Here is a 20,235-nt window from a genome sequence, read left to right as displayed (position 1 = left end):
ATAAGTCAGAATAACAGGTGGGCAATTCCGACAATGATGAGTAGAGTCAAAATCGTCCGTTGCAGGAAGATGACCACGAGATCCCAGAAGGAAACAGGGATTTTCGATCCAAGGAGGAGTCCTCCGACTTCTGATAGGTAGATCAGCTGAGTGACGGACAGGCAGGCGATGATGAATCGGGTCATATCGCTCTCGATGCCCGCACCGAAAATCGTAGGAAGGAACATATCCGCAAATCCGACCAGGATCGTCTTCGAAGCCTCTGCTGCTTCAGGGATTTGAAGGAGATCGAGTACCGGGATGAAGGGGATACCGATCCATTCGAAGAACTTTGTGTTCTCCGCTACGATGAGTGCCGTCGTTCCAATGGCCATGACGATCGGTGCTACGCCCATCCACATATCCAATACATTCTTCATGCCATCAGTGATGAATTTTGACACACTGTTGTTCTTCTTTGCTTGAAGGACAGCCTGCTCATAGCCATAGCCTGCACGGGTATAGCCCTCAGGAATGGTCTCCGCTGTGTCCTTCCCTTCCTGATCGTTGAAATACGTATCAGGCTTGCGGGACAAAGGCGGGATACGCGGCAGGATGATTGCCGCGACGAGTCCGGAGAACGTCACCGTAAGATAGAATGGGAAGAAGAATTCACTCAGGTTGACCGTTGAAATGACTACTAGACAGAAGGTGATGGATACAACGGAAAACGTCGTCCCGATGACAGCTGCTTCCCGCTTCGTATAAAAACCCTCCTCGTACTGCTTGCTGGTCAGCAGGACCCCGATGGTCCCGTCGCCAAGCCATGAAGCCAGACAGTCGATGGAGGAGCGGCCAGGCAGATTGAAGATCGGCCTCATGACCTTCGTCAGGATGGAGCCGAAAAACTCAAGAAGACCAAAATTCAAGAGTAATGGTAGAAGGAGTCCTGCGAATAAAAAGACACAGAACAAGATGGAAATCAGCCCGTCCGCGCTCAGGAGCAGTCCCCCAGTGTCTTCTGACCATATCCACTCCGGCCCTAATTGGAAAAGGGTCATGACAGCATAGATACCGCCGACGACCCTGATCACGAACCAGACGGGCGTCACATTGAACAGCGTTTTGAAAAATGGTGAGTCCATGATAATCACCGGTTTGAAAACCTTCGTGATGAACGTCCCGATGATCGTCAAGGAGATAAGGATCGTCATGACATATGGGATTACGGGGCTAATTGCACCGAGTAGTCCATTCGATAAGACGGCAATCGGGATCGTCACTTCACCATTGACCGGTAAAGGAACTATAAATAATAAAATTCCCAACAAGGAGGGAATGATAAAACGTAACTGTTGTCCGAGTGTAAATCGTTGTTGCGAATTCATAGGTTCACCTCAAAAAAGTAATGACGAAAAATGAAACATTATTCATTCTAATGCATACATATTTAATTGTCCATACTCTACTGCAAACTGGTTAACAATAGATGCCTTTGATTATCTTCCCAAAAAAATTCGCGGATAAACAACCTTTGTAGAAATCCTATGCTCAATCCCCTATTTTATATGGTAAGCGCTCGCAAAAATAGTTTACCTCATAGTTCTTTCAATTCAACTCTTTTTCAAAACACATTCAAAAGTCCTCCTGTAAGCCGATAAAAAAAGTAGTAAAAGGAAATATATTATATTTTTCTGGTAAATAGGTTTAATGGGGATTATTAGGGGTAAAGGGAACCCATAACCAGGTTAGTCAGGGGTGTAGTAGATGCAATCACTAACATTACTTACTGAAGAGCAATTAACCAATGCCCACCGAATGGCACAAAAAGAAGGACTGGAAGAAGAATTCATCGAGATGTTGGAAGTGGAGCTATTGAGAAGAAGAGAGAGTGAAATGTAATTTTCACCGAACCTCGTAAATGATAGGTAAAAGGCTGCTCACCAAATGAGAACAGCCTTTTTTGTGTGTAATTATAAAATCAGGAGTCCGACTGAAATGACGACACCGCTCACAATCAAAATCAGAACGCAAAAGCCCATGATATCCTTCGCTTTAAGTCCGGCGATGGCTAGAGCCGGCAGGGCCCAGAACGGCTGGATGAGGTTCGTCCAGGCATCACCCCACGCCACAGCCATGGCCGTCTTGGGAATTGAAGCATTGAGGGCCTGTGCGGCATCAAGCATGATGGGTGCTTGTACGGCCCACTGGCCGCCTCCAGAAGGGATAAAGAAATTGACAATCCCTGCTGAAAGGAAGGCAAAGAAATAAAAGGTTGTCTCATTTGCAATGGAAACGAAAACTTCGGACACGAGGACGGCGAGTCCCGAAGCCCCCATCATGCCCATGATCCCCGCATAGAACGGGAACTGGATAACGATGCCGCTTGCCCCTTTGATAGCTTCCTGAACGGAATTCAGGTAGCTTTTAGGGGTCCCGTGGAAGAGTATGCCAAGGAACAGGAAGAGGAAATTGACAATATCCAAGTTCAACGCGAAGCCGTTATTGATGAAATAGTAGACGATGAACCCTATTCCAAGAAGGGATATAATGACCGAAAGGATTGAGCTGTTCTCCAAGCGTTCAGCGGGAGTAGGGTCGACCACTTCCGCGGTGGCTGCAGATTCATTGAACAAGGATGGATCAACGGAAACGGTATCTTCCTTTGAGGGCATGAGCAGCCTGTTAGCGATGGGGAGAATGATGAAGAGGGCAATGACTATAAAGATATTGAAGGCCGCAAACATCGTTTCACTTGTTGGGATCACGCCCACCTTATCTTCGAATGGATGTCCCGCTGTCGCAATCGATAAAGGGATGGAACCGGAAAATCCTCCGTGCCACACGACAAATCCCGAATAAGCACTCGCGATGAGAAGGCGGTAATCAACCCCTTTGACCCGTTTAGCCAATTCCTTTGCAAATAGGGCACCGATGACCAGGCCGAACCCCCAGTTGATCCAGCTCGCTGCGAGAGAGATGAGGGTAACGATTATGATGGAAGATCCGGGTGATTTTGCCAGGGAAGCAAGAAAGCCCAGCAGTCTTTTGAATAAAGGACTGCTTGCCAGAACATACCCTGTTACAAGCACAAGCACCATTTGCATGGAAAAGGCAAGGAGCCCCCAAAAGCCTTCACCCCAATATTGAACCATGTCGACGGGTGAACTCTTTGTGAAAATGATTCCCGAAGCAAAAACAAAGAGGGTAAGGATGATGACGAATAAGAACGGATCTGGTAGGTAGCGTTGCATAATTCGGTTCGATAGGGCTGTGAGTTTCTTCAATGAATGTCCTCCTTTAGGCTATTAGATAGTTGGTGTCCTTACTTAGTTCTATAAAAGGTTTGAAAACCCTTTCATTTAAAGGGATATTCTTGAAGTGGAGTGGTGCAAACTAATAAATGATAGCGGTTCATGATACAATGACCTAATTAAGAATATTTTCCTGAAAGAAAGGTGTCTGACCAATGATTACAAGCATAGCAAGCGATATGGATGGAACATTATTGAATGAAAAACAAGAAATCAGCGAAGGGAACAAAGAAGCGATCCTGAAAGCCCAACAAGCTGGGATCGAAGTGATTGTGGCAACAGGCCGCTCTTACGAAGAAGCCTCCTATGTTGTGAAAGAGGCAGGGATCGACTGCGATATCATCTGTGCCAATGGAGCCGAGGTCCGGGATGCTGATGGGGAAATCGTCTATCAAGCGGGCATCGAGGATGATCGTTCGAGGCAAATCGCGGCAGAACTGAACGAGCTCGGTATCTATTTCGAGGTGTATACGAATCAGGGTACATATACAGAAGATTATGAGAAGGGGATCGATCTCATCATCGACATCTTCAAGACATCGAATCCCGACGTATCAGAAGCACAGGTGAGGCAGGCTGCGAAGGAAAGGTACGACGAAGGTCGCATCAATGTCGTGGAGGATTATGAAGTCCTTTTCGAAGATTCGGAGCATCTTGTCTTCAAATTCCTCGTATTCTCCAAAGATCGGGAAAAGCTTCAGCAGGCCCAATCTGTGCTGGCAGAACTGAAGGATCTTGCCGTCAGCTCTTCAGGTAAGAACAATCTTGAGATCAATAGCATCCACGCACAAAAAGGGGTAGCCCTTGAAAAAGTATTATCATCAAAAGGGTTGAATGTGAAAGACGCCATGGCCATAGGGGATAATTTGAACGACCTGTCCATGATGAAGGTTGTGGGTCGTCCGGTCGCCATGGGGAATGGCCTCCCTGAAGTGAAGGAATTCTGTTCCCACGTGACGGCTACTAACCGTGAAGATGGTGTGGCAAAAGCAATCCTGGCCGCGATGGAGCAGTCGGAACAGGACTGAAATGAAGAAAAACAGGCTATACTGGTGAAAAATCATAAAGGGAGCTGAATGCATGAAACATCCATTCATATGGATCATCTTCAGCTTGGTCCTGATAGCGGGATGTGCCGATCAGGAGGAAAAACAGCAGGAAGAACATGCATCAGTCGAAAAACCAAGCGTTGAATATGAAGTCGTAGCCGATTCGCTCTCCATTCCATGGTCCATCGACCAAGACGGAGAGACGCTATATGTAACCGAGAGGACAGGTTCTATCGTAGAAGTACGGGACGGGAAGAAAGATAAGATTGACGTTTCCTTGGAAAAACCGTTATCGGACAACCCTGAAGCAGGTCTGTTGGGCTTTGTCCTTCACCCGGATTTTGCTCAAAATCAGCAAGCGTATGCCTATTACACCTATGATGACAGCGGAACTCCTTATAACAGTGTCATCCTTCTTGAAAGGCAGAATCAATCTTGGAACGAGAAAAACGTCCTTTTAGACCGGATTCCGAGCGGCCAGTTCCATCATGGGGGGCGTCTTGAAATCGGACCGGATGAGAAGCTTTACATCACCACAGGAGATGCCACAAATGACGAGAAGGCTCAAGATCCCGAATACCTTGGTGGGAAAATTTTGAGGATGAATCTCGACGGAAGCACTCCGGACGACAATCCTTCCGATAGCTATCTGTATAGTTATGGTCATCGGAATCCCCAGGGCTTGGCCTGGGATGGTGAGACCCTGTATGCGACGGAGCATGGACCGAAAGGCTATGATGAAGTCAATCGGATTGAAAAAGGGGCCAACTACGGCTGGCCGGATGTAACGGGTGACGAAGAAAAGAAAGGGACCATTCCTCCTCTCGCTCATTCAGGTGAGCCATCATGGGCCCCGTCGGGAGCCGATTTCAGTGAAGGGAAGCTGCTGTTTGCGACCCTCGCAGGACAGAGTATCAAGCAGTTCGACCCGGACACCAAAGAGGTCACTGATCTGCTGGATGGCTTTGGAAGGATCCGCGATGTCCATGTAGATGGGGATACTCTCTATTTCACAACGAATAATACGGACGGAAGGGGCATCCCGCGAGAGCAGGATGACAAACTGTATAAAGTGGACCTTTCCGCCATTGAAGGAAAGCAATAGATAAAGAGGCCGTTCAGGTCTCTTTTTTTTGCAACAAAAAAAGGGCAGAGCCCCGGCGCTCAACCCTTCTTATCCATTCTTAACATCAGCACGCTTCCGATCAGAAGCAGCACAGCCATCCATGCATGGAACTGACTCAACCAAAGTCCGATCCCCACCATGCCGATCCCGATGGCGACCAAATTGGATACATATGATATCACATTCATGAACCTCCTTACTGCCTGTCTTCTTTGGAGAAAGTCTGGGACAGGGCCTGAATGGCCTGCTCCAACTGCTCAAGCTTCTTCTCCAATTTAACGAGCAGGAAAAGGGTGACGGCGATCGGGAATCCGAAGTTACCGAGCAATTGGACGAACACAGAATAATCCATGATCATTCCTCCTTATAAGAAAGCGGGCGGGAAGCCCGCCCTGGATTTACAGATTAAGTGCTTTGGCAATGCCAAGGCCGATGGCATTCGATAATCCCTGGATGAACGATGCACTTTTTAATAGATTCGTGTCATTCACGCTGTCCATGAACAGATTCTCGAGGAGGATCGCCGGCATGGACGTTCCACGCAGTACGGCGAAGTTAGCTTCTTTTTTACCACGATCACGAAGGCCATATTGGGAATAAAATTTCATGATCTCAGCATGGACGACATCCTGCCTGCGACCGGTTTCTGTATTTCTGGTGCCGGTATAGACGAAGCTTTCGAACCCTGTTCCACCACCTGCATTATGGTGAAGAGAGACAAAGTAAGAAGCACCGAGTCCATTGGCAAAAGCGGACCGCTGGGATAATTCGATAAAGACGTCGGTGGAGCGGGTCATGCGGACATCCGCGCCGTAATTGGATTCGAGATAGGCTTTCACCTTAAGTCCGATCGTTAAAGCAAGATTCTTTTCTTGAAGACCGTTTCCGATGGCTCCTGGATCAGAGCCGCCGTGTCCCGGGTCTAGTACGATGATTGGCATAATGGTATCCCTCCTGTTTTTTTAAGATTGATTTAAGCCCAGTAGTACGTTTGGGCGCCGTATGAGTATTCCGCGCGGCTGTCGACGTGCAGGAACGTATTGTATTTGATGATTCCGCTGAATCCGCATGTTTTGGCCACTTCCGCCACCTGTGAAGGGGTCTTTCCGGAAGGGTTGATATCCGCTGCGATCCCGTAGGTGTGCTGGGAGTTCGAGGCTCCTCCTACACTGCGGTTATGACTGATGCTTCGGAATCCTGAGTTGATGGTGACGGGAGGGTTCCCGAGCTTTTTGCGAAGTGCTTCCAGCTTGTACATAAGGCGGCGGATATTCTCCCTGACCTGAGTGGATCCGACGTTCCCTCCATTGAAGGTGCTTCCGTCTTTGGAATAAAATTCAGAGAAGTTGAAGTGGGCAGTCGATCCGTCACTTGCTTCCAGTGCGTTCAATTGAGTATGGCTCTGAGGACCGGCAACGCCGTCTGCTGTCAGGCCATAAGCGCTTTGGAATCGCTTGACGGCTGCAGCAGTCCCTGCACCGAATACGCCATCAACGGCCACATGAGTCTTTGCCGGCGAGGCAGCTGCCCATCCTGCCACCCGGATTTGCAATTCTCGAACATCGTTACCAGAGTCACCTTGCTTCATTGTCCTTGTCCAGTTCATGTAACATCTCTCCCTATGATATGAATGGTAAGAGACAAACCAAAGGGATGCGGTACGGCGATTGAAGTCATCCCAACCTCATCGCGACCGTTTCGTTTGCCTTACACTTACTAAAGAAAGGGAAGGGAGCAGAACTACAACCTCCCTGGAAAAATTCGAAAACAAGGCATAAAAAAACCGGCTGGATTCAGCCGGTCGATCATTGTCATTACTCCAAATCAAACAGTCCTGGAATGCGGTCCATCGAATACTCCCTCACATAGTGAATAATCTTGATTTTAAGCTCCTGCTCAAGATCATCACGGTTTTCAGCACGGGTCATGTAGAGGGATTTCTTGATTTTCGGTTCGAATGTCGTAATCACCTTTGTTTCATATTCACCTGTAGCCTGTGCTTCTTTTACCATTTCATAAAGTGCGCCCATTGCATCTACTCCTTTTTCTGTAATAGGATTCGTAATGCATTCAAAGCCTTTTTATGGCTCTTGGATATGGCCTGCTGGGATACCCCCATGCTCCTAGCGATTTCCGTGTCGCTCCATTCCTGAACGTAAGCGAGGTCAAGGATCCTTTGCTGTCTCTCTGTAAGTGCCCTGTAGCCTGTGAGAAGATCGTCGTCCTCAAGGCATTCTGCCAGTGTCGAGTAATTCATGAATGGCGACAGGCTGTCCGACTGATCAGGAACAAGATCGATGAACGCCTGCCCGTCCCCCTGATCGGTTTTCTTATCAAGAGTGAGAGGATGCCGCTCGGAATACGTCCGATGCTTCTTATCAAAATTAACACTATGGAAATACAGGGAGGAACTCACATAGGCCGTAAAACGGATATCAAAATAATGGGACTTGAATGCTTCGTTCAATTCGTATTCCCTTTCAGCGTTCGGTTCAAGGAGGAACTGTTCGATCAATGTTCTGTTTTCCTGCTTGCTGATAAACGAATCGACCGCTTTGTTATGCTTGAGATGAGGGTAATGCTTGTAAAACCGGGTCATCAATGTGTCCATTTTTTTCACCACCATTAGAACGTATGTTCGGTTTTGTAGTAAAAAAAAGAGAGAGAAATCTCGCTTTTACTATATAAAGAATAAAAAGGGTATAAAAAAACAACCTGCCAACCACTATTCATACCAATGTACTACTAATTAAACCATATTAAGGCATGAGCTGAAAGTGAGGATGGCACTAATTTCATTTCTTTTCCCGAAAAGAAGGCTTTTTCACATGGAAAGTAGAAGTTTACTAGACAGTCCTTTGAAAGGGAGTGCTTGCATGAAAACGCGCTTGATCCTCTCTGGTGTCATGAGTCTGGCCGTCATCCTCAGCGGGTGCGGTACAGATGGATCATCTAAAGAAAAGCCGAAGGACGATGCTGAAGAAACCGTCGTTCCCGAGGCAGAGAAGGGTGTTGAACATTTGGATATGATAGCCAACGATGAACAGATCATCAAAACGCTGAAAGAATCAGGCAAGATACCTGAGAACGCCACGAAAGAAGACATTGAGAAAGCACTGCAGGACTATATAAAAGATAAAAATGCCGACACGCTGAAAAATGAAAAAGAAAAACAGAAATACATCGAGGAGCTTAAAGAAAAGATCAAAAACGAACAATGAGAGAAGCCACCGAAGCAATCGGCGGCTTCCTTTTTTTATCTCATGACGCTTCCGCCTGAAATTTTCATGGACTCGCCTACCACATTGAAGGCGGCATCGCTTAGCAGGAAAAGAATGACGTTCGCCACTTCGCAGGGAGAAGTCAGCCGGTTGGATGGAATTCCTGACTTTGCGACTTCCAGCTGCTCTTCATATGTGCGGTTTTCCCGTTTACCTTTTGAGGCGATGGCTTCACGACCCATCTCGGTATCGACATAGCCTGGACACACTGCATTGACCCTCACGCCGTGCTCGATGGCTTCATGAGCGAATGCCTGGGTGAAGCCAGTGACCGCGAATTTGGATGCACTGTAGGCGCTGTTGCCGTGTGTTCCCCGTAAGCCAGAGAGGGATGATAGATTAACGATGGACCCTTCCCCATGTTCCTTCATGCCGTGATACACGTCCTGGGTGATGGAGACGAGGGAAAAGTAGTTAAGCTCCATGATGGTGCGCATATCTTCATCGGAGAGTTTCTCAACAAGATCACCGCCCCCGATCCCGGCAGAGTTGACCAGTCCTGTAATCGGACCGGATGCTTCGATTGCATGGGAGATGAGCTGTTGACGGTCTTCCTCCTTGGTCAGGTCTGCAGGGAAGACGTGGAGATTGTTTGGGGACTGGACGGATTCTTTGAGCCTGGCAAGTTTGTCTTCGTTCCGCCCGGTAACGGTGACCTTCGCCCCTGCATCAATGGCAGCGATGGCCGTTTCGTGACCAATGCCTCCTGTGGCACCGGTGATGAGGATGTGCTGGTTTTGCAGTGCTTGGTTGTGAAAAATGGTCATGTTTTTCCTCCTTGTGGTTTAGGGTTACCCTGTCGGGGAGGGGTGAAAACCATTTTGGGCAGTCTGGTGGGTGGATAGCTTCAAAGATTAGAGGTTGAAGAACCCATCCTGTTTTTAAATTTGATAGGTGATGGAAGATGGGTTCGTTCCGTTTCGCTACGGTCGACCGCTTTCCTGCGGGGTGGTCGGTGAGCCGCTTCGGCTGTGCCTGCAGGGTCTCACCTGCCCACTATTCCCGCGGGAGTCGGTCGTCCTTCGCTGCACTGCACTGAGCGGTTTTGAAGGGTGGATAGCTTCAAAGATTAGAGGTTGAAGAACCCATCCTGTTATAAAATTGGTGGATGATGGAAGATGGGTTCGTTTCGCTCCGTTGCGGCCACCCGCTTTCCATGGGGCGTGCGGTGAGCCGCTTCGGCAAGCCTGCAGGGTCTCACCCTGCCCGCTTCTCCCATAGGAGTCGGGTGGCCTTCGCTGCACTGCACTTTGTGCTTTTCAAAGCGTGATTGCTATTGTGCACGGAAAGATAAACATTACATTGTGAATGTAAGTAGAGGGGGTTGCGATATTATTTATCGAGATGGAGCTAAAATAAATAATCATTTGATTTTTACATAATAACGTAAGGGAATTGGTATTCATCATCCTTATAGTCATAATAGTCAAATGGAATCTCACTTTGCTTAAAACTACAGAGTGGATTGTAGCGGAAGGTGCTTGACTCCAGCGGAAAAGGAGGAGTGGCGAGACCCCGCAGGCACGAGGAGGCTCGACGCCCTCCCCGCAGGAAAGCAAGCACCTGCAGCGGAAAGGAACGCCCCTGTGCCTCATACACACGTTTATACACCCCGTTTTTACTGGAAACTAAAAAAACTATACCATCTTTTATGCAAACGAAAAAAGAGCCCACCACGCGTATAGAAATGTTTGGATCCTCATGAAAACTTAAAAGTGGATTGAAGTGGAGGGGACTTAACTTCAGTGGAAAAGGACCGGTCCCCATCTTAAGTAATCCTCTCCTCAAAAAGAACGCAAACAACCCCCAAGACCGCTGAAATCCCGGACTTGGGGGTTGTGTATTATTATTACGACATACCGTTATTCCACTGAATCGATTTCCCACTGATAGCTCCAGAATCGTTCGTTGGTTACCCAGCGAAGGGCTTCAGGATCATTTTGCTCGATGCCTTTGTCCAAATCTTTCAGCATCCAAGCGGTTTGGGAGATATGGGCTCTCATCGTGTTGAGCTTTTGCTCCTTCACAGCAGAAATATCCACTGTGATATCGGGTTGGCCGAGTTCCTTTTCGCATCCGTTCGAGAAAGCCAGGCAGTGAAGCTTTGGACGGGAAGCTTTTGGCAAACGGCGTACGGCCCTGATGACAGCGCGGGCGGTTGCCTCGTGGTCTGGATGGACGGAATAGCCAGGGTAGAATGTGATGATCAGGGAAGGGGCGAGCTCTTCGATCAGTTCTGTCACCATATTTGCTAGCTTTTCATCATTTTCGAATTCGACCGTCTTATCACGGTAGCCCATCATGCGAAGGTCTTGAATTCCCATGACTTCTGCCGCTTTTTGAAGTTCCTTCTTACGGATGAGAGGAAGGGACTCGCGTGTAGCAAATGGTGGGTTACCCAAATTACGGCCCATTTCACCAAGGGTCAGGCATGCATATGTGACAGGGGTTCCGTTATTGACATGAGATGAAATCGTTCCGGATACACCGAACGCTTCATCGTCGGGATGGGGAAAGATTACGAGTAATTGTCTTTCTTTTTCCATTTTGAAATCTCCTTTATCGAAAAATCGTTCTACTTGAATGGGGTAGGGCTGATCTCGAGGGCCACGGCCAGTTTTCCATCGGCTCCGTGTCCGGCCATCAGTAGCCTGCCTTCCTCATCTTGTTCATAATGGGTCAAGCCTTCGGCGTAGATCCAGCCGATCTCCAGCTTCAACCCGACACGGAAAGGACCGTCACCGACGATTTTTCCATGTTCGTAATTGACCTTGGCGTTACGGATGTAGGCACCTGCTGAGAAGAAATTCTCATTGAAGTGGGATGCATAGGCACCGTTCGTCGTCTCTAGATGTATATATATATCTTGACGTGCAAACTGATTGATCAATCCTTGCACATCCGCTAATTGAATAGGCTTCATATCATATCCTCCTCATAATGAAAAAACCATTATGTACTATCTTACTAAATTTAGTGGCCGAAAGCGAAAACTCTGTTTGATAATCCGCATATGCGGAGTCTAGTATTCCCTTCCAGAATCGTCTGCATCCGTATGAGGGGCTAATGGAACAAAAAAGAGACCGTCTTGATGCTGCTCACAGCTTCAAAACGGTCCCTTGGGAGATTCTTATTTTTCAAATCGATTGTAAGCGCCATGCATGACAGGCCCTACATACTCGTTCAACTTAAATCCGTGCTTAATGGCAGCTGTTACGAATGATTTTGCATTTGTCACAGCTTCTTTTACATCCTGGCCATTGGCAAGATTCGCCGTGATGGCAGCCGCGAATGTGCAGCCTGCTCCGTGGTTGTATGTGGTATCCACTTTATCTTCTTCTAGGATGGTGAAGTCCGTTCCATCATAGAAGAGATCAAGGGCTTTTGTGTGCTCGAGCTGCTTTCCGCCTTTGATGACTACGTTCTTCGCTCCGAGGTCATGAATTTTCTTTGCGGCTTCTTTCATGCCTTCGATGGTTTTGATTGGACCGGTCTGAGCAAGCTGTCCAGCTTCGAAAAGATTGGGAGTCACCACCGTGGCGCGCTGAAGGAGATGCTCTCTCATAGCGTCGGTTGTTTCGGGGTGAAGAACTTCATCTTCACCTTTACAGACCATCACCGGATCAATGACAACTTTATTCAAGCCGTACTGATCGATTTTTTTTGCCGCAAGCTCGATGACTTCCACTGTACCGAGCATCCCGGTTTTCATTGCATCGATGCCGACAGAAAGGACGGTCTCAAGCTGAGCTTCCAAAGTGCTTACCGGAAGGGGATGTACGTTGTGGTGCCAGTGATCGGCAGGATCCATCGTGACGACAGTGGTAAGGGCGGTCATGCCGTAAACGCCGTGCTCCTGGAAGGTCTTCAGGTCCGCCTGGATGCCTGCGCCCCCACTTGTATCAGAACCAGCAATGGTTAGTGTTTTTTTCAATGTCATCGTAGTATTCCTCCTAATTAGTGCGGGTGTAAATGTAAAAGTCTGACTAAAGAATATACTATCACATAGGGAATATCAAATTGTACATTTTCATTACATACGAAAGAAGACACCGGTGGCCGGTGTCTTCTTCGTCTCCTGGTTTAGAGGACGCCTTGGTTATGATCGACTCCGTGTTTGGAAGCGACAATGACTAATTTCCCCTTGTCAAGTTCTTCCTCATACGTATCAGCTTCTGCCTGATTGAGTCCGACTGCTTTCATCTTGGAGCGCAGCTCGTCTCCGCGTTTTTGGAACAGGTTCCCGATGGCGTCGAATATGCCTTGTTCTTTAAGTCCTACCGATTCAGTATCCGTCCCATCGGTGATATGCTGGGAACGATTCTTATCATGTGCAAATATGAAGATATCGTCCTTTGTATACCCTTGGCCGGTCAGCATTTCAATTTCTCTTTTAGCTTCGACTACGTTTTCTACCGTGTGTACTTTGTACATGAATGAATACCCTCCAATAAAAAGTTGTGATTTCTTATGAGTACTGTTCCCGCTGTACATAGAGTTAAACGTCAGGGGGGGCAGTCCGTACAAATGAACCCCACTGGCAGGGAGTAGTGGATTTACATGTGTTCTGCCATAAAGTTATAGTAGAAGAGCAGATAACCAAATTGAGAGAGTGGAAAGGAGTCTGTCATGATTTTTCAAAATGACTGGGCCGATTTGTTAGATGATGAGTTGAATAAGGACTATTACCAATCCCTTAGGGAGTGGCTCAAGAAAGAATATGACGAGCATACGGTCTACCCGCCCATGTTCGATATCTTCAATGCCTTCCACTACACTTCATATGACGACGTCAAGGTAGTCCTGCTGGGGCAGGATCCTTATCATGGACCGAATCAAGCAGAGGGCATGAGCTTTTCTGTGAAGAAAGGGGTCAAGATTCCCCCGTCCCTCCGGAATATGTACAAGGAACTTGAAAGCGACATCGGCTGTCCTGTGCCGGAACATGGCTCGTTGGTGAAATGGGCAAAAGAGGGCGTCCTCCTCTTGAATACGGTATTGACGGTGAGGGACGGGGAAGCGCACTCTCATCGGAACAAAGGATGGGAGCGTCTGACGGATCATGTGATCAAAACGTTGAATGAACGTGAAAAGCCAGTCGTATTCATCTTGTGGGGGAAACCTGCTCAATCAAAAGAAAAGCTGATTGATCAATCCGTCCATTTCATCCTTAAATCCCCTCATCCGAGCCCGCTGTCAGCACATCGAGGGTTCTTTGGAAGCAGACCTTACTCTAAGACCAATCAGTTCTTGAAAAAGCACAATATCACTGAAATCGATTGGTGTATCGAATAACGTGTTTCACGTGGAACATCCGGTGAGGAGTGGGTTCCTTACAATTCTGTGAACATTGAGAAAGGGAAGTGGAGGAATGAAGTCAAAGGCGACTCAAGTGAACTGTTTTCAATGCGCCTATTTCTATACAACTTGGGAACCGGCGCATCCGCGTGGCTGCAGGGGATACGGCTTCAAAACGAAGTCGATGCCCTCGGCTGTCGTCCGCCAATCCTCAGGACATCCATGTTTGAAATTCGTTGAGAAAAGGAAGGGTCCGACGAGTTGCTAATTTCATCACGAACAATTAGGATTATGGAGTAGGTAAACGAATTCATGAGGATGTTGAAAGGAGTACGACAACATGAATATCCCTCATCAGTCTTTAATCAAGAAAATGGAGATGGAGATCGGGAAGGCAAAGAATGCAGAAAAGGCCAGCCAGATTCGGGAACACATCTATTCCATCAAGGCGATGTGCGAGTTGCTCCTTGAAGAGCAGACAGGAGAAACATCTGCGGTCTTCCAGCAGTCAGCCGTTCAATATGTCCCGCAGCCGGAGCCGATATCCAAGCCGGTTACCATCCAGAAGGAAGAGCCGCTGGAAACGGATGATGGCGCAAATGGTTCATCCCTTTTTGATTTCTAATAAAAGCATCAATGGAAGAAAGGACGAAGAGCAATGAAGACATTCATCATCATCGGAGCGATCAATGCTTTCTTATCGGTGGCACTTGGTGCGTTCGGTGCCCATGCACTTGAAGGAAAGATTTCCGCTAAATATATTGAGACCTGGAATACAGGTGTTCAATATCAGATGTTCCATGCCATCGGAATCTTGATCATTGGGGTCATGCTTGGGAACCTTGCACCAAGCTCACTCTTATCATGGTCGGGTTGGTTGATGCTGATCGGAACGATTCTGTTCTCTGGAAGCCTGTATGTTTTGAGTCTATCAGGAATCAAGGTGCTCGGAGCCATCACTCCACTTGGAGGAGTCAGCTTCCTTGTAGCATGGGTGCTCCTGATCATTTTTGCCGCGAAAAATCTGTAAAACGGAAAGCCGCCATCCCGCTGAGGATGACGGCTTTTTCATTATCTTCGAGGAGTATACCCTTGAGCATATGGATATTCATACTCGATTTCTTCATCAAACGTGATGTAATCCAAATAGATCATCGGGATAAGGTAGCGCATGCCGGTCTGGGGATCGGTGAGTATGAGATGATCCCTCCCCGCAGCCTCAATGATTCCTTTGAAGACTTTCGCATTCCATTCTTTATTATTCTCAAATGTGGTATAGACCGTGGCGACTTTTCCTTTGTTCAACCGGAGGATGTTCTCGATGTACGATTCTTCCATCGGAAGCATGCCGGGAACATTCTGTGACGATGGTGCCGGGGCATTTGTCGGGGAAGGGATGTAATTTCCCCCTGCTTGCGGCATATTGAAGTTCTGTCCTTGACTCTGCTGGCCTCCATACTGACTATACGGATTATACTGGTTGTATCCTTGTCCTTGCCCATAGTTAGGATAATTAGACAACGCGTTGACCTCCCTTTATTCTCCAGATGCCCATTAATCAGCATCTTGATTCCTATACTCTGCGGACCGTTTTGGAGCTTACGGTACCTGACTGTCTCACTAATTCACTCTATGAGGGGAGAAAGGAGATTATTCATGAAAATCCTTTTTTATCGGAGGAGGGAGCTTCTTACATATGAAAAACGCGTCCTGGGTTCCAGGACGCGTTTGATTTAGTTTACATACAGGAACGTTTCGATTTTTTCTTCAGGCAGGAGGTTCCCTACATAGAAAGCACCGAATTCCCCGTAACGTGCGCTGACTTCATCAAAGCGCATTTCGTATACAAGCTTTTTGAATTGAAGGACATCATCTGCAAATAGTGTGACGCCCCACTCGTAGTCGTCGAAACCGACAGAGCCTGTGATGATCTGTTTCACTTTGCCGGCATATTGACGGCCGATCATCCCGTGACTTCTCATCATATCGCGACGGTCTTCCATCGGAAGCATATACCAGTTATCGTTTCCTTGGCGACGCTTGTCCATCGGATAGAAGCAAACGTGATTCGCTTTAGGTAGGATTGGATAAAGACGCTCTTTCACATATGGGTTATCATATGGATCGCCTTCTGAAGGCATGTAGTTACCCAATTCGACTACTGAGACATATGAGAAGGTCGGAACGGTAAATTCAGCGATCTTCAGCTTGTTGAACTCGTTCTCAAGCTCGTTCAGTTCTTCCATGGTAGGACGCAGGATCATCAGCATGAAATCAGCTTTCTGACCGACGATCGAATAGAGGGCGTGGCTGCCTTTCTTCGCATCCTGTGTGCTGTTCAACTTATCTAAAAAGCGGTGGAACTCCGCAATGGCTTCCGTACGATCTTCGCTGGAGAGCATTTTCCATGTCGTCCAATCAATCGCCCGGAAATCATGAAGGGAATACCAACCATCCAGTGTTTGTGCCGGTTCTGCCAACTTGATCACTCCTTTAATCAATATCCATCCATTACTATATCATAGTTTCACCAATGAAAGCGCATACCCATACTTGAATGTCGTAAAAATGGCACAATCAGGGATAAAGGGAAACACGCGGGAACAGACTATATGAGTATTCATAGAGATTCCCGGGTAAAGAAATAGCGTTCCGTTTTTTGAAAACAAAGAATTTTATAGTGGAAGCGATACCAAATCGACTTTCCCTTGAATTCCTCTATGAGAAGAGTATTCTAAGATTGGATATGTATAAATCAAGGAGGTTCCTCTATTGAGTAATTTATTTGCGACATTGACAGATAAAGTAAAAGGTAAAGAGTTGAAGATCGTTTTCCCTGAAGGTACTGATGAGCGCATCCTTACTGCCGCTTCCCGCCTTGCTGCAGACGGCATCCTGACGCCGATCGTGATCGGAAACAAAGAGCAGGTCGAAGCGAAAGCACATGAACAGAACGTGAAGCTTGAAGGTTGCGAAATCATCGACCCTTCAACATTTGCAGGCATGGACGATTTGGTGAAATCTTTCGTGGAACGCCGCAAAGGCAAAGCAACAGAAGAGGACGCGAAAAAGATCCTTCTTGATGAAAACTACTTCGGAACCATGCTTGTATACACTGGACAAGCTCACGGTCTTGTAAGCGGAGCGGCTCATTCAACAGCAGACACTGTGCGCCCTGCCCTTCAGATCATCAAAACAAAAGAAGGCGTGCGCAAAACGTCCGGCGTCTTCATCATGGTACGTGAAGAAGAGAAATATGTATTTGCAGATTGCGCAATCAATATTTCCCCTGACAGCCAAGACCTTGCTGAGATTGCCATCGAAAGTGCAAAAACAGCGGAAATGTTCGATATCGATCCTCGTGTTGCTATGTTGAGCTTCTCGACAAAAGGATCTGCTAAATCACCTGAAACAGAAAAAGTGGTTGAAGCCGTAACCATCGCAAAAGAAAAAGCACCTTCCATCACAGTGGATGGAGAATTCCAATTTGATGCAGCATTTGTTCCTTCTGTTGCTGAGAAAAAGGCTCCAGGTGCCGATATCCAAGGAAATGCCAACGTCTTCGTATTCCCAAGCCTTGAAGCAGGGAATATCGGATACAAAATCGCTCAACGCCTTGGTAACTTTGAAGCAGTCGGGCCGATCCTTCAAGGATTGAACGCACCGGTGAACGACCTTTCACGCGGTTGTAACGAAGAAGACGTGTACAAGCTTGCCCTCATCACGGCAGCTCAAGCACTGTAAGAGTTTTAGACCGGTTCCCACGGTGGGAACCGGTCTTTTTTGCTTTATAGGGGCTATGCTATAATGGACAAATCGAAGATAAACGAAGGAGAAACATGATGGAGAAAGATAAAGTATATGAGCTCCTCCGCCAAGACCGGTGGAGGGTGATTGATCAATCGAGCCTCGGACCTACCTTCGGTGCCCTGCAGTCGTTCGCCATGGATGATACGTTATGCACCGTCACAGGATCAGGAGACTCCGACCCCACTGCCCGTTCGTGGGTCCACCACCAGACCGTGGTCCTCGGCATCCAGGACACGAAGCTTCCATTTCTGGATGAAGCCCTTGAAGTGCTTGAAGAGGCAGGGTACCACTATATTGTCCGGAACTCAGGTGGCCTGGCAGTCGTCCTGGATGAAGGTGTACTCAACCTGTCCCTCGTCTTCCCAGATTCGGAGAAAGGAATCGACATCAACAGAGGATATGATGCCATGTGGCTACTCATCAAGGAGATGTTCCCGGAAGTAAGCGAGCAGATCGAAGCGAAGGAGATCACTCGCTCCTACTGCCCCGGCGGCTATGATCTGAGTATCAACGACCGGAAGTTCGCCGGCATCTCCCAGCGCAGGATCCGCGGGGGAGTGGCGGTCCAGATCTACCTTTGCGTCAATGGAAGCGGATCGGAACGGGCAGAGCTCATCCGCCGCTTCTATGAGGTGGGGTTGCAGGGTGAACCATCGAAATTCACCTTCCCTGATATCGACCCAAGCGTCATGGCGAGTCTTGCAGAACTGTTGGGGATCGAGCTCACGGTCCAGGATGTGATGATGAGGTTCCTGACGTCTCTCCACTCATTCAGCGGGCAGCTTTACAATTCATCCCTCCAAGGAGAAGAATACGCCATGTATGAAGCGTACTACGAGCGCGTCTTGGACAGGAATGCGAAGGTACTGGGAATGAAATAAGAGGGTGGACCCGATTGACGGGGCCACCCTCTTTTATCATCCTTCTGCCACTTTTTCCAGATTGCCGTTGCGATCCATTTTGAAGCGCGGTGATTTTGCAGCCTCATCTTCATCGAACAGGACGAGCTTTCGTGCCCGGTTCATGATCTGCATGAGGGTTTCATAATCTTCCTGCATGGTCACGGTGTTATTCTCCAGCTCATTCACCTTTTTAGCCAATGCCTCATTTTCTTTCCTGAGTTCATGGATTTCACCCTTCAAACGTTGATTCTCGATCTTATACACATCAGAATTGGAAAGGGCGTATTGCTGCAGGAACGCAATGACCTTCTCGATGCTCATCTCGCCTTTAGAGCCAACAGGCACTGCTTCATGTACCGGTTCCGGCTGTCCTGCTTCTTCTACCTGTGGCTTGTGGGTGAACTCATCAAGGGAGAAGGGAACATCATCCTCAGGCATTGATAGAGACATAGCATCCAGATCATCGAACGAAGGTGTAGGCGGCTGATACAAGAGCTTCTTCTTCCCACCCTGATCTTTCCCCAGGATACGGTGACGCTGCTTTCTTTGTTTTTTTGCTAGTTGAAGAGCTTTCTCATACTGATGGCGGACAACTGCGTTCCAACGGAATCCACATGCTGCCGACGTACGATTCAATTGATCTCCTACTTCTTCGAAAGCATTAAGCTGAGTGCTTCCCTCCCGCACATGACGAAGGACGGTTTCTGCCAATAAAAGATCATTTTCTTCAGTCCAGGCATCTTGTCTTGATTTAACTGTCATTTCCTCTCAACCCCCATATAATAATATGTCGTTGATATCATCATTGACAGCTCCGGGCATTTTTATACGAATATGCTAAAAAAATTCTGGTCTGCTAGTTTCGTTGCTTGGGTGAACCTCCCTTGCAAAACAAAGCCGAAAAGAGTATCGTATGGAACGGTATTGTGTCAAAGGTAGAAAAACCGTCTGAAAAGGACAAATCAATGCCAATTCCAGACGGCTGGGCTATCTGGATTTCTGGCCTTGCACCGACTCCCAAACCCTTTGTGGAAAGTCCGTACACCGACCCAAATAGTCCAAAACTTCCCTCGCTAAGAAGGAAGTTTTATTGTTTATGAAGAAGAGCATATCGGGTTTGGATATTGACCAGATGATAAGACAGTCGAAGTCACAATGACCATAGCTGCTAGTGTAAGAAAAAGAATATCCGAATAAGCAGAATGCAAGAAAGAATGAAATCTAACATAAAATCCATTCTCCAATAACACGAAGTGAAAGACAGATAGAGAATCTTGAATTAAAAGCTTAGAAAGTTATCCTGAGTCCTTACCAAGAGTGAAAAGAAGCGAAGGGATCCGGACTCCTTCGGAAAAGAGGGATGACCGAGACCCCGCAGGCACGAGGAGCATTCCTGTTATAAAGGAATATGAGGATAAAGTGGGATTTTAGCGATGTGCATAAAAAAAGCTCCCTTGGTACGATAGAGAGTGTCAT

27 protein-coding genes and 1 pseudogene are annotated in these 20,235 nt (G+C 47.5%); 11 read left to right on the top strand and 17 right to left on the bottom strand.

Translation table 11 applies throughout. The features are described 5' to 3' along the window. Positions 1 to 5: 5 nt before the first annotated feature. Positions 6 to 1,367 carry a YjiH family protein gene (locus ABJ225_RS16390; RefSeq protein WP_347321104.1) on the bottom strand — a complete coding sequence of 454 codons (1,362 nt, stop codon included), beginning with the start codon at positions 1,365 to 1,367 and terminating at the stop codon, positions 6 to 8. 379 nt (positions 1,368 to 1,746) lie between these two features. Between ABJ225_RS16390 and sda the strand changes: the two genes are divergently transcribed. After that, a complete protein-coding gene (gene sda / locus ABJ225_RS16385; RefSeq protein ID WP_079514210.1) occupies positions 1,747 to 1,881 on the top strand; it encodes a sporulation histidine kinase inhibitor Sda in 135 nt (44 codons plus the stop codon). Positions 1,882 to 1,952: 71 nt separating this feature from the next. On the opposite strand, the gene ABJ225_RS16380 is transcribed toward sda, so the two are convergent. Next, the gene (locus ABJ225_RS16380) at positions 1,953 to 3,266 is read right to left on the bottom strand and encodes a short-chain fatty acid transporter (protein ID WP_347321103.1); all 1,314 of its coding nucleotides are present in this window, start codon (positions 3,264 to 3,266) and stop codon (positions 1,953 to 1,955) included. 182 nt (positions 3,267 to 3,448) lie between these two features. On the opposite strand from ABJ225_RS16380, the gene ABJ225_RS16375 reads away from it, so the two are divergent. Together ABJ225_RS16375 and ABJ225_RS16370 are read left to right on the top strand one after the other, a co-directional pair. Continuing rightward, positions 3,449 to 4,321 (top strand): Cof-type HAD-IIB family hydrolase, encoded by an 873-nt coding sequence (locus ABJ225_RS16375; protein WP_218246700.1) that lies wholly within the window; start codon positions 3,449 to 3,451, stop codon positions 4,319 to 4,321. Between the two features lie 52 nt (positions 4,322 to 4,373). Beyond that, the gene (locus tag ABJ225_RS16370) at positions 4,374 to 5,447 is read left to right on the top strand and encodes a PQQ-dependent sugar dehydrogenase (protein ID WP_347321102.1); all 1,074 of its coding nucleotides are present in this window, start codon (positions 4,374 to 4,376) and stop codon (positions 5,445 to 5,447) included. A 59-nt stretch (positions 5,448 to 5,506) separates the two neighbouring features. Here ABJ225_RS16370 and ABJ225_RS16365 read toward each other — a convergent pair whose 3' ends face one another. The 7 genes and pseudogenes from ABJ225_RS16365 to ABJ225_RS16340 form a co-directional block, all read right to left on the bottom strand. Further along, complete coding sequence (locus ABJ225_RS16365; protein WP_160140928.1) at positions 5,507 to 5,650, bottom strand: hypothetical protein; 144 nt, start codon at positions 5,648 to 5,650, stop codon at positions 5,507 to 5,509. Between the two features lie 14 nt (positions 5,651 to 5,664). Then, positions 5,665 to 5,820, bottom strand: a complete 156-nt coding sequence (locus tag ABJ225_RS16360) for a YvrJ family protein (protein WP_048004785.1) — start codon at positions 5,818 to 5,820, stop codon at positions 5,665 to 5,667. Between the two features lie 46 nt (positions 5,821 to 5,866). Further along, on the bottom strand, positions 5,867 to 6,409 hold the full coding sequence (locus ABJ225_RS16355; protein WP_218246697.1) for an N-acetylmuramoyl-L-alanine amidase family protein: 543 nt from the start codon (positions 6,407 to 6,409) through the stop codon (positions 5,867 to 5,869). 32 nt (positions 6,410 to 6,441) lie between these two features. Further along, positions 6,442 to 6,858, bottom strand: coding sequence for a YcbK family protein (locus ABJ225_RS16350; RefSeq protein WP_373921157.1), 417 nt, complete (start codon positions 6,856 to 6,858; stop codon positions 6,442 to 6,444). Between the two features lie 69 nt (positions 6,859 to 6,927). Next, positions 6,928 to 7,056, bottom strand: a pseudogene (locus ABJ225_RS22410) (peptidoglycan-binding domain-containing protein); the annotation flags it as partial. A gap of 226 nt (positions 7,057 to 7,282) precedes the next feature. After that, positions 7,283 to 7,498, bottom strand: coding sequence for a hypothetical protein (locus tag ABJ225_RS16345; protein ID WP_053429700.1), 216 nt, complete (start codon positions 7,496 to 7,498; stop codon positions 7,283 to 7,285). A gap of 5 nt (positions 7,499 to 7,503) precedes the next feature. Beyond that, positions 7,504 to 8,079, bottom strand: coding sequence for a sigma factor-like helix-turn-helix DNA-binding protein (locus ABJ225_RS16340; protein WP_347321101.1), 576 nt, complete (start codon positions 8,077 to 8,079; stop codon positions 7,504 to 7,506). 265 nt (positions 8,080 to 8,344) lie between these two features. On the opposite strand from ABJ225_RS16340, the gene ABJ225_RS16335 reads away from it, so the two are divergent. Next, the gene (locus ABJ225_RS16335) at positions 8,345 to 8,689 is read left to right on the top strand and encodes a hypothetical protein (protein ID WP_056539326.1); all 345 of its coding nucleotides are present in this window, start codon (positions 8,345 to 8,347) and stop codon (positions 8,687 to 8,689) included. Between the two features lie 35 nt (positions 8,690 to 8,724). On the opposite strand, the gene ABJ225_RS16330 is transcribed toward ABJ225_RS16335, so the two are convergent. Beyond that, positions 8,725 to 9,516 (bottom strand): SDR family NAD(P)-dependent oxidoreductase, encoded by a 792-nt coding sequence (locus ABJ225_RS16330; protein ID WP_347321100.1) that lies wholly within the window; start codon positions 9,514 to 9,516, stop codon positions 8,725 to 8,727. A gap of 137 nt (positions 9,517 to 9,653) precedes the next feature. Between ABJ225_RS16330 and ABJ225_RS16325 the strand changes: the two genes are divergently transcribed. After that, positions 9,654 to 9,788 carry a hypothetical protein gene (locus tag ABJ225_RS16325; protein WP_347321099.1) on the top strand — a complete coding sequence of 45 codons (135 nt, stop codon included), beginning with the start codon at positions 9,654 to 9,656 and terminating at the stop codon, positions 9,786 to 9,788. Between the two features lie 823 nt (positions 9,789 to 10,611). On the opposite strand, the gene bshB2 is transcribed toward ABJ225_RS16325, so the two are convergent. From bshB2 to ABJ225_RS16305, 4 genes are all read right to left on the bottom strand, one after another. Next, on the bottom strand, positions 10,612 to 11,295 hold the full coding sequence (gene bshB2, locus ABJ225_RS16320; protein ID WP_347321098.1) for a bacillithiol biosynthesis deacetylase BshB2: 684 nt from the start codon (positions 11,293 to 11,295) through the stop codon (positions 10,612 to 10,614). A 29-nt stretch (positions 11,296 to 11,324) separates the two neighbouring features. Beyond that, complete coding sequence (locus ABJ225_RS16315; protein WP_056539315.1) at positions 11,325 to 11,672, bottom strand: YojF family protein; 348 nt, start codon at positions 11,670 to 11,672, stop codon at positions 11,325 to 11,327. A 207-nt stretch (positions 11,673 to 11,879) separates the two neighbouring features. Further along, a complete protein-coding gene (gene pdxK / locus ABJ225_RS16310; RefSeq protein ID WP_056539310.1) occupies positions 11,880 to 12,689 on the bottom strand; it encodes a pyridoxine/pyridoxal/pyridoxamine kinase in 810 nt (269 codons plus the stop codon). 143 nt (positions 12,690 to 12,832) lie between these two features. Continuing rightward, entirely contained in the window at positions 12,833 to 13,183 is a 351-nt protein-coding gene (locus ABJ225_RS16305; RefSeq protein WP_347321097.1) for a YflT domain-containing protein, read from the bottom strand. A gap of 195 nt (positions 13,184 to 13,378) precedes the next feature. Between ABJ225_RS16305 and ABJ225_RS16300 the strand changes: the two genes are divergently transcribed. From ABJ225_RS16300 to ABJ225_RS16285, 4 genes are all read left to right on the top strand, one after another. Beyond that, a complete protein-coding gene (locus ABJ225_RS16300) occupies positions 13,379 to 14,044 on the top strand; it encodes a uracil-DNA glycosylase (protein ID WP_347321096.1) in 666 nt (221 codons plus the stop codon). 48 nt (positions 14,045 to 14,092) lie between these two features. Then, a complete protein-coding gene (locus tag ABJ225_RS16295; RefSeq protein ID WP_481900634.1) occupies positions 14,093 to 14,287 on the top strand; it encodes a hypothetical protein in 195 nt (64 codons plus the stop codon). Positions 14,288 to 14,387: 100 nt separating this feature from the next. After that, the gene (locus ABJ225_RS16290; RefSeq protein ID WP_053429691.1) at positions 14,388 to 14,672 is read left to right on the top strand and encodes a YwdI family protein; all 285 of its coding nucleotides are present in this window, start codon (positions 14,388 to 14,390) and stop codon (positions 14,670 to 14,672) included. Between the two features lie 33 nt (positions 14,673 to 14,705). Continuing rightward, positions 14,706 to 15,077, top strand: a complete 372-nt coding sequence (locus ABJ225_RS16285) for a DUF423 domain-containing protein (RefSeq protein ID WP_218246688.1) — start codon at positions 14,706 to 14,708, stop codon at positions 15,075 to 15,077. 41 nt (positions 15,078 to 15,118) lie between these two features. Here the strand turns inward: ABJ225_RS16285 and gerQ are convergent, their stop codons facing one another. Both gerQ and hemQ read right to left on the bottom strand, forming a co-directional pair. Next, on the bottom strand, positions 15,119 to 15,568 hold the full coding sequence (gene gerQ / locus ABJ225_RS16280; protein WP_235563670.1) for a spore coat protein GerQ: 450 nt from the start codon (positions 15,566 to 15,568) through the stop codon (positions 15,119 to 15,121). A gap of 212 nt (positions 15,569 to 15,780) precedes the next feature. Continuing rightward, positions 15,781 to 16,527 (bottom strand): hydrogen peroxide-dependent heme synthase, encoded by a 747-nt coding sequence (gene hemQ / locus ABJ225_RS16275; RefSeq protein WP_347321095.1) that lies wholly within the window; start codon positions 16,525 to 16,527, stop codon positions 15,781 to 15,783. A gap of 292 nt (positions 16,528 to 16,819) precedes the next feature. Between hemQ and pta the strand changes: the two genes are divergently transcribed. Then, positions 16,820 to 17,791, top strand: coding sequence for a phosphate acetyltransferase (gene pta / locus ABJ225_RS16270; protein ID WP_053429688.1), 972 nt, complete (start codon positions 16,820 to 16,822; stop codon positions 17,789 to 17,791). Between the two features lie 98 nt (positions 17,792 to 17,889). Continuing rightward, positions 17,890 to 18,738 (top strand): octanoyl-[GcvH]:protein N-octanoyltransferase, encoded by an 849-nt coding sequence (lipL, locus tag ABJ225_RS16265; protein WP_347321094.1) that lies wholly within the window; start codon positions 17,890 to 17,892, stop codon positions 18,736 to 18,738. A gap of 36 nt (positions 18,739 to 18,774) precedes the next feature. Here lipL and ABJ225_RS16260 read toward each other — a convergent pair whose 3' ends face one another. Beyond that, complete coding sequence (locus tag ABJ225_RS16260) at positions 18,775 to 19,521, bottom strand: RsfA family transcriptional regulator (RefSeq protein WP_290031818.1); 747 nt, start codon at positions 19,519 to 19,521, stop codon at positions 18,775 to 18,777. Positions 19,522 to 20,235: the final 714 nt, after the last annotated feature.

It is taken from the genome of Rossellomorea sp. RS05 (assembly GCF_039822645.1).
Taxonomy (GTDB): domain Bacteria; phylum Bacillota; class Bacilli; order Bacillales; family Bacillaceae_B; genus Rossellomorea; species Rossellomorea marisflavi_B.
The sequence above is the reverse complement of the archived record's forward strand: the minus strand, read 5'-3'. Positions and strand labels throughout refer to the sequence as shown.

Bases quoted from the DNA above. Each gene is read 5' to 3' on its own strand.
- ABJ225_RS16390 (WP_347321104.1), bottom strand. From the start codon at position 1,367: ATGAATTCGCAACAACGATTTACACTCGGACAACAGTTACGTTTTATC.
- sda (WP_079514210.1), top strand. From the start codon at position 1,747: ATGCAATCACTAACATTACTTACTGAAGAGCAATTAACCAATGCCCAC.
- ABJ225_RS16375 (WP_218246700.1), top strand. From the start codon at position 3,449: ATGATTACAAGCATAGCAAGCGATATGGATGGAACATTATTGAATGAA.
- ABJ225_RS16370 (WP_347321102.1), top strand. From the start codon at position 4,374: ATGAAACATCCATTCATATGGATCATCTTCAGCTTGGTCCTGATAGCG.
- ABJ225_RS16360 (WP_048004785.1), bottom strand. From the start codon at position 5,820: ATGGATTATTCTGTGTTCGTCCAATTGCTCGGTAACTTCGGATTCCCG.
- ABJ225_RS16355 (WP_218246697.1), bottom strand. From the start codon at position 6,409: ATGCCAATCATCGTACTAGACCCGGGACACGGCGGCTCTGATCCAGGA.
- ABJ225_RS16345 (WP_053429700.1), bottom strand. From the start codon at position 7,498: ATGGGCGCACTTTATGAAATGGTAAAAGAAGCACAGGCTACAGGTGAA.
- ABJ225_RS16340 (WP_347321101.1), bottom strand. From the start codon at position 8,079: ATGGACACATTGATGACCCGGTTTTACAAGCATTACCCTCATCTCAAG.
- ABJ225_RS16335 (WP_056539326.1), top strand. From the start codon at position 8,345: ATGAAAACGCGCTTGATCCTCTCTGGTGTCATGAGTCTGGCCGTCATC.
- ABJ225_RS16330 (WP_347321100.1), bottom strand. From the start codon at position 9,516: ATGACCATTTTTCACAACCAAGCACTGCAAAACCAGCACATCCTCATC.
- ABJ225_RS16325 (WP_347321099.1), top strand. From the start codon at position 9,654: ATGGGTTCGTTCCGTTTCGCTACGGTCGACCGCTTTCCTGCGGGGTGG.
- bshB2 (WP_347321098.1), bottom strand. From the start codon at position 11,295: ATGGAAAAAGAAAGACAATTACTCGTAATCTTTCCCCATCCCGACGAT.
- ABJ225_RS16315 (WP_056539315.1), bottom strand. From the start codon at position 11,672: ATGAAGCCTATTCAATTAGCGGATGTGCAAGGATTGATCAATCAGTTT.
- pdxK (WP_056539310.1), bottom strand. From the start codon at position 12,689: ATGACATTGAAAAAAACACTAACCATTGCTGGTTCTGATACAAGTGGG.
- ABJ225_RS16305 (WP_347321097.1), bottom strand. From the start codon at position 13,183: ATGTACAAAGTACACACGGTAGAAAACGTAGTCGAAGCTAAAAGAGAA.
- ABJ225_RS16300 (WP_347321096.1), top strand. From the start codon at position 13,379: ATGATTTTTCAAAATGACTGGGCCGATTTGTTAGATGATGAGTTGAAT.
- ABJ225_RS16290 (WP_053429691.1), top strand. From the start codon at position 14,388: ATGAATATCCCTCATCAGTCTTTAATCAAGAAAATGGAGATGGAGATC.
- ABJ225_RS16285 (WP_218246688.1), top strand. From the start codon at position 14,706: ATGAAGACATTCATCATCATCGGAGCGATCAATGCTTTCTTATCGGTG.
- lipL (WP_347321094.1), top strand. From the start codon at position 17,890: ATGGAGAAAGATAAAGTATATGAGCTCCTCCGCCAAGACCGGTGGAGG.
- ABJ225_RS16260 (WP_290031818.1), bottom strand. From the start codon at position 19,521: ATGACAGTTAAATCAAGACAAGATGCCTGGACTGAAGAAAATGATCTT.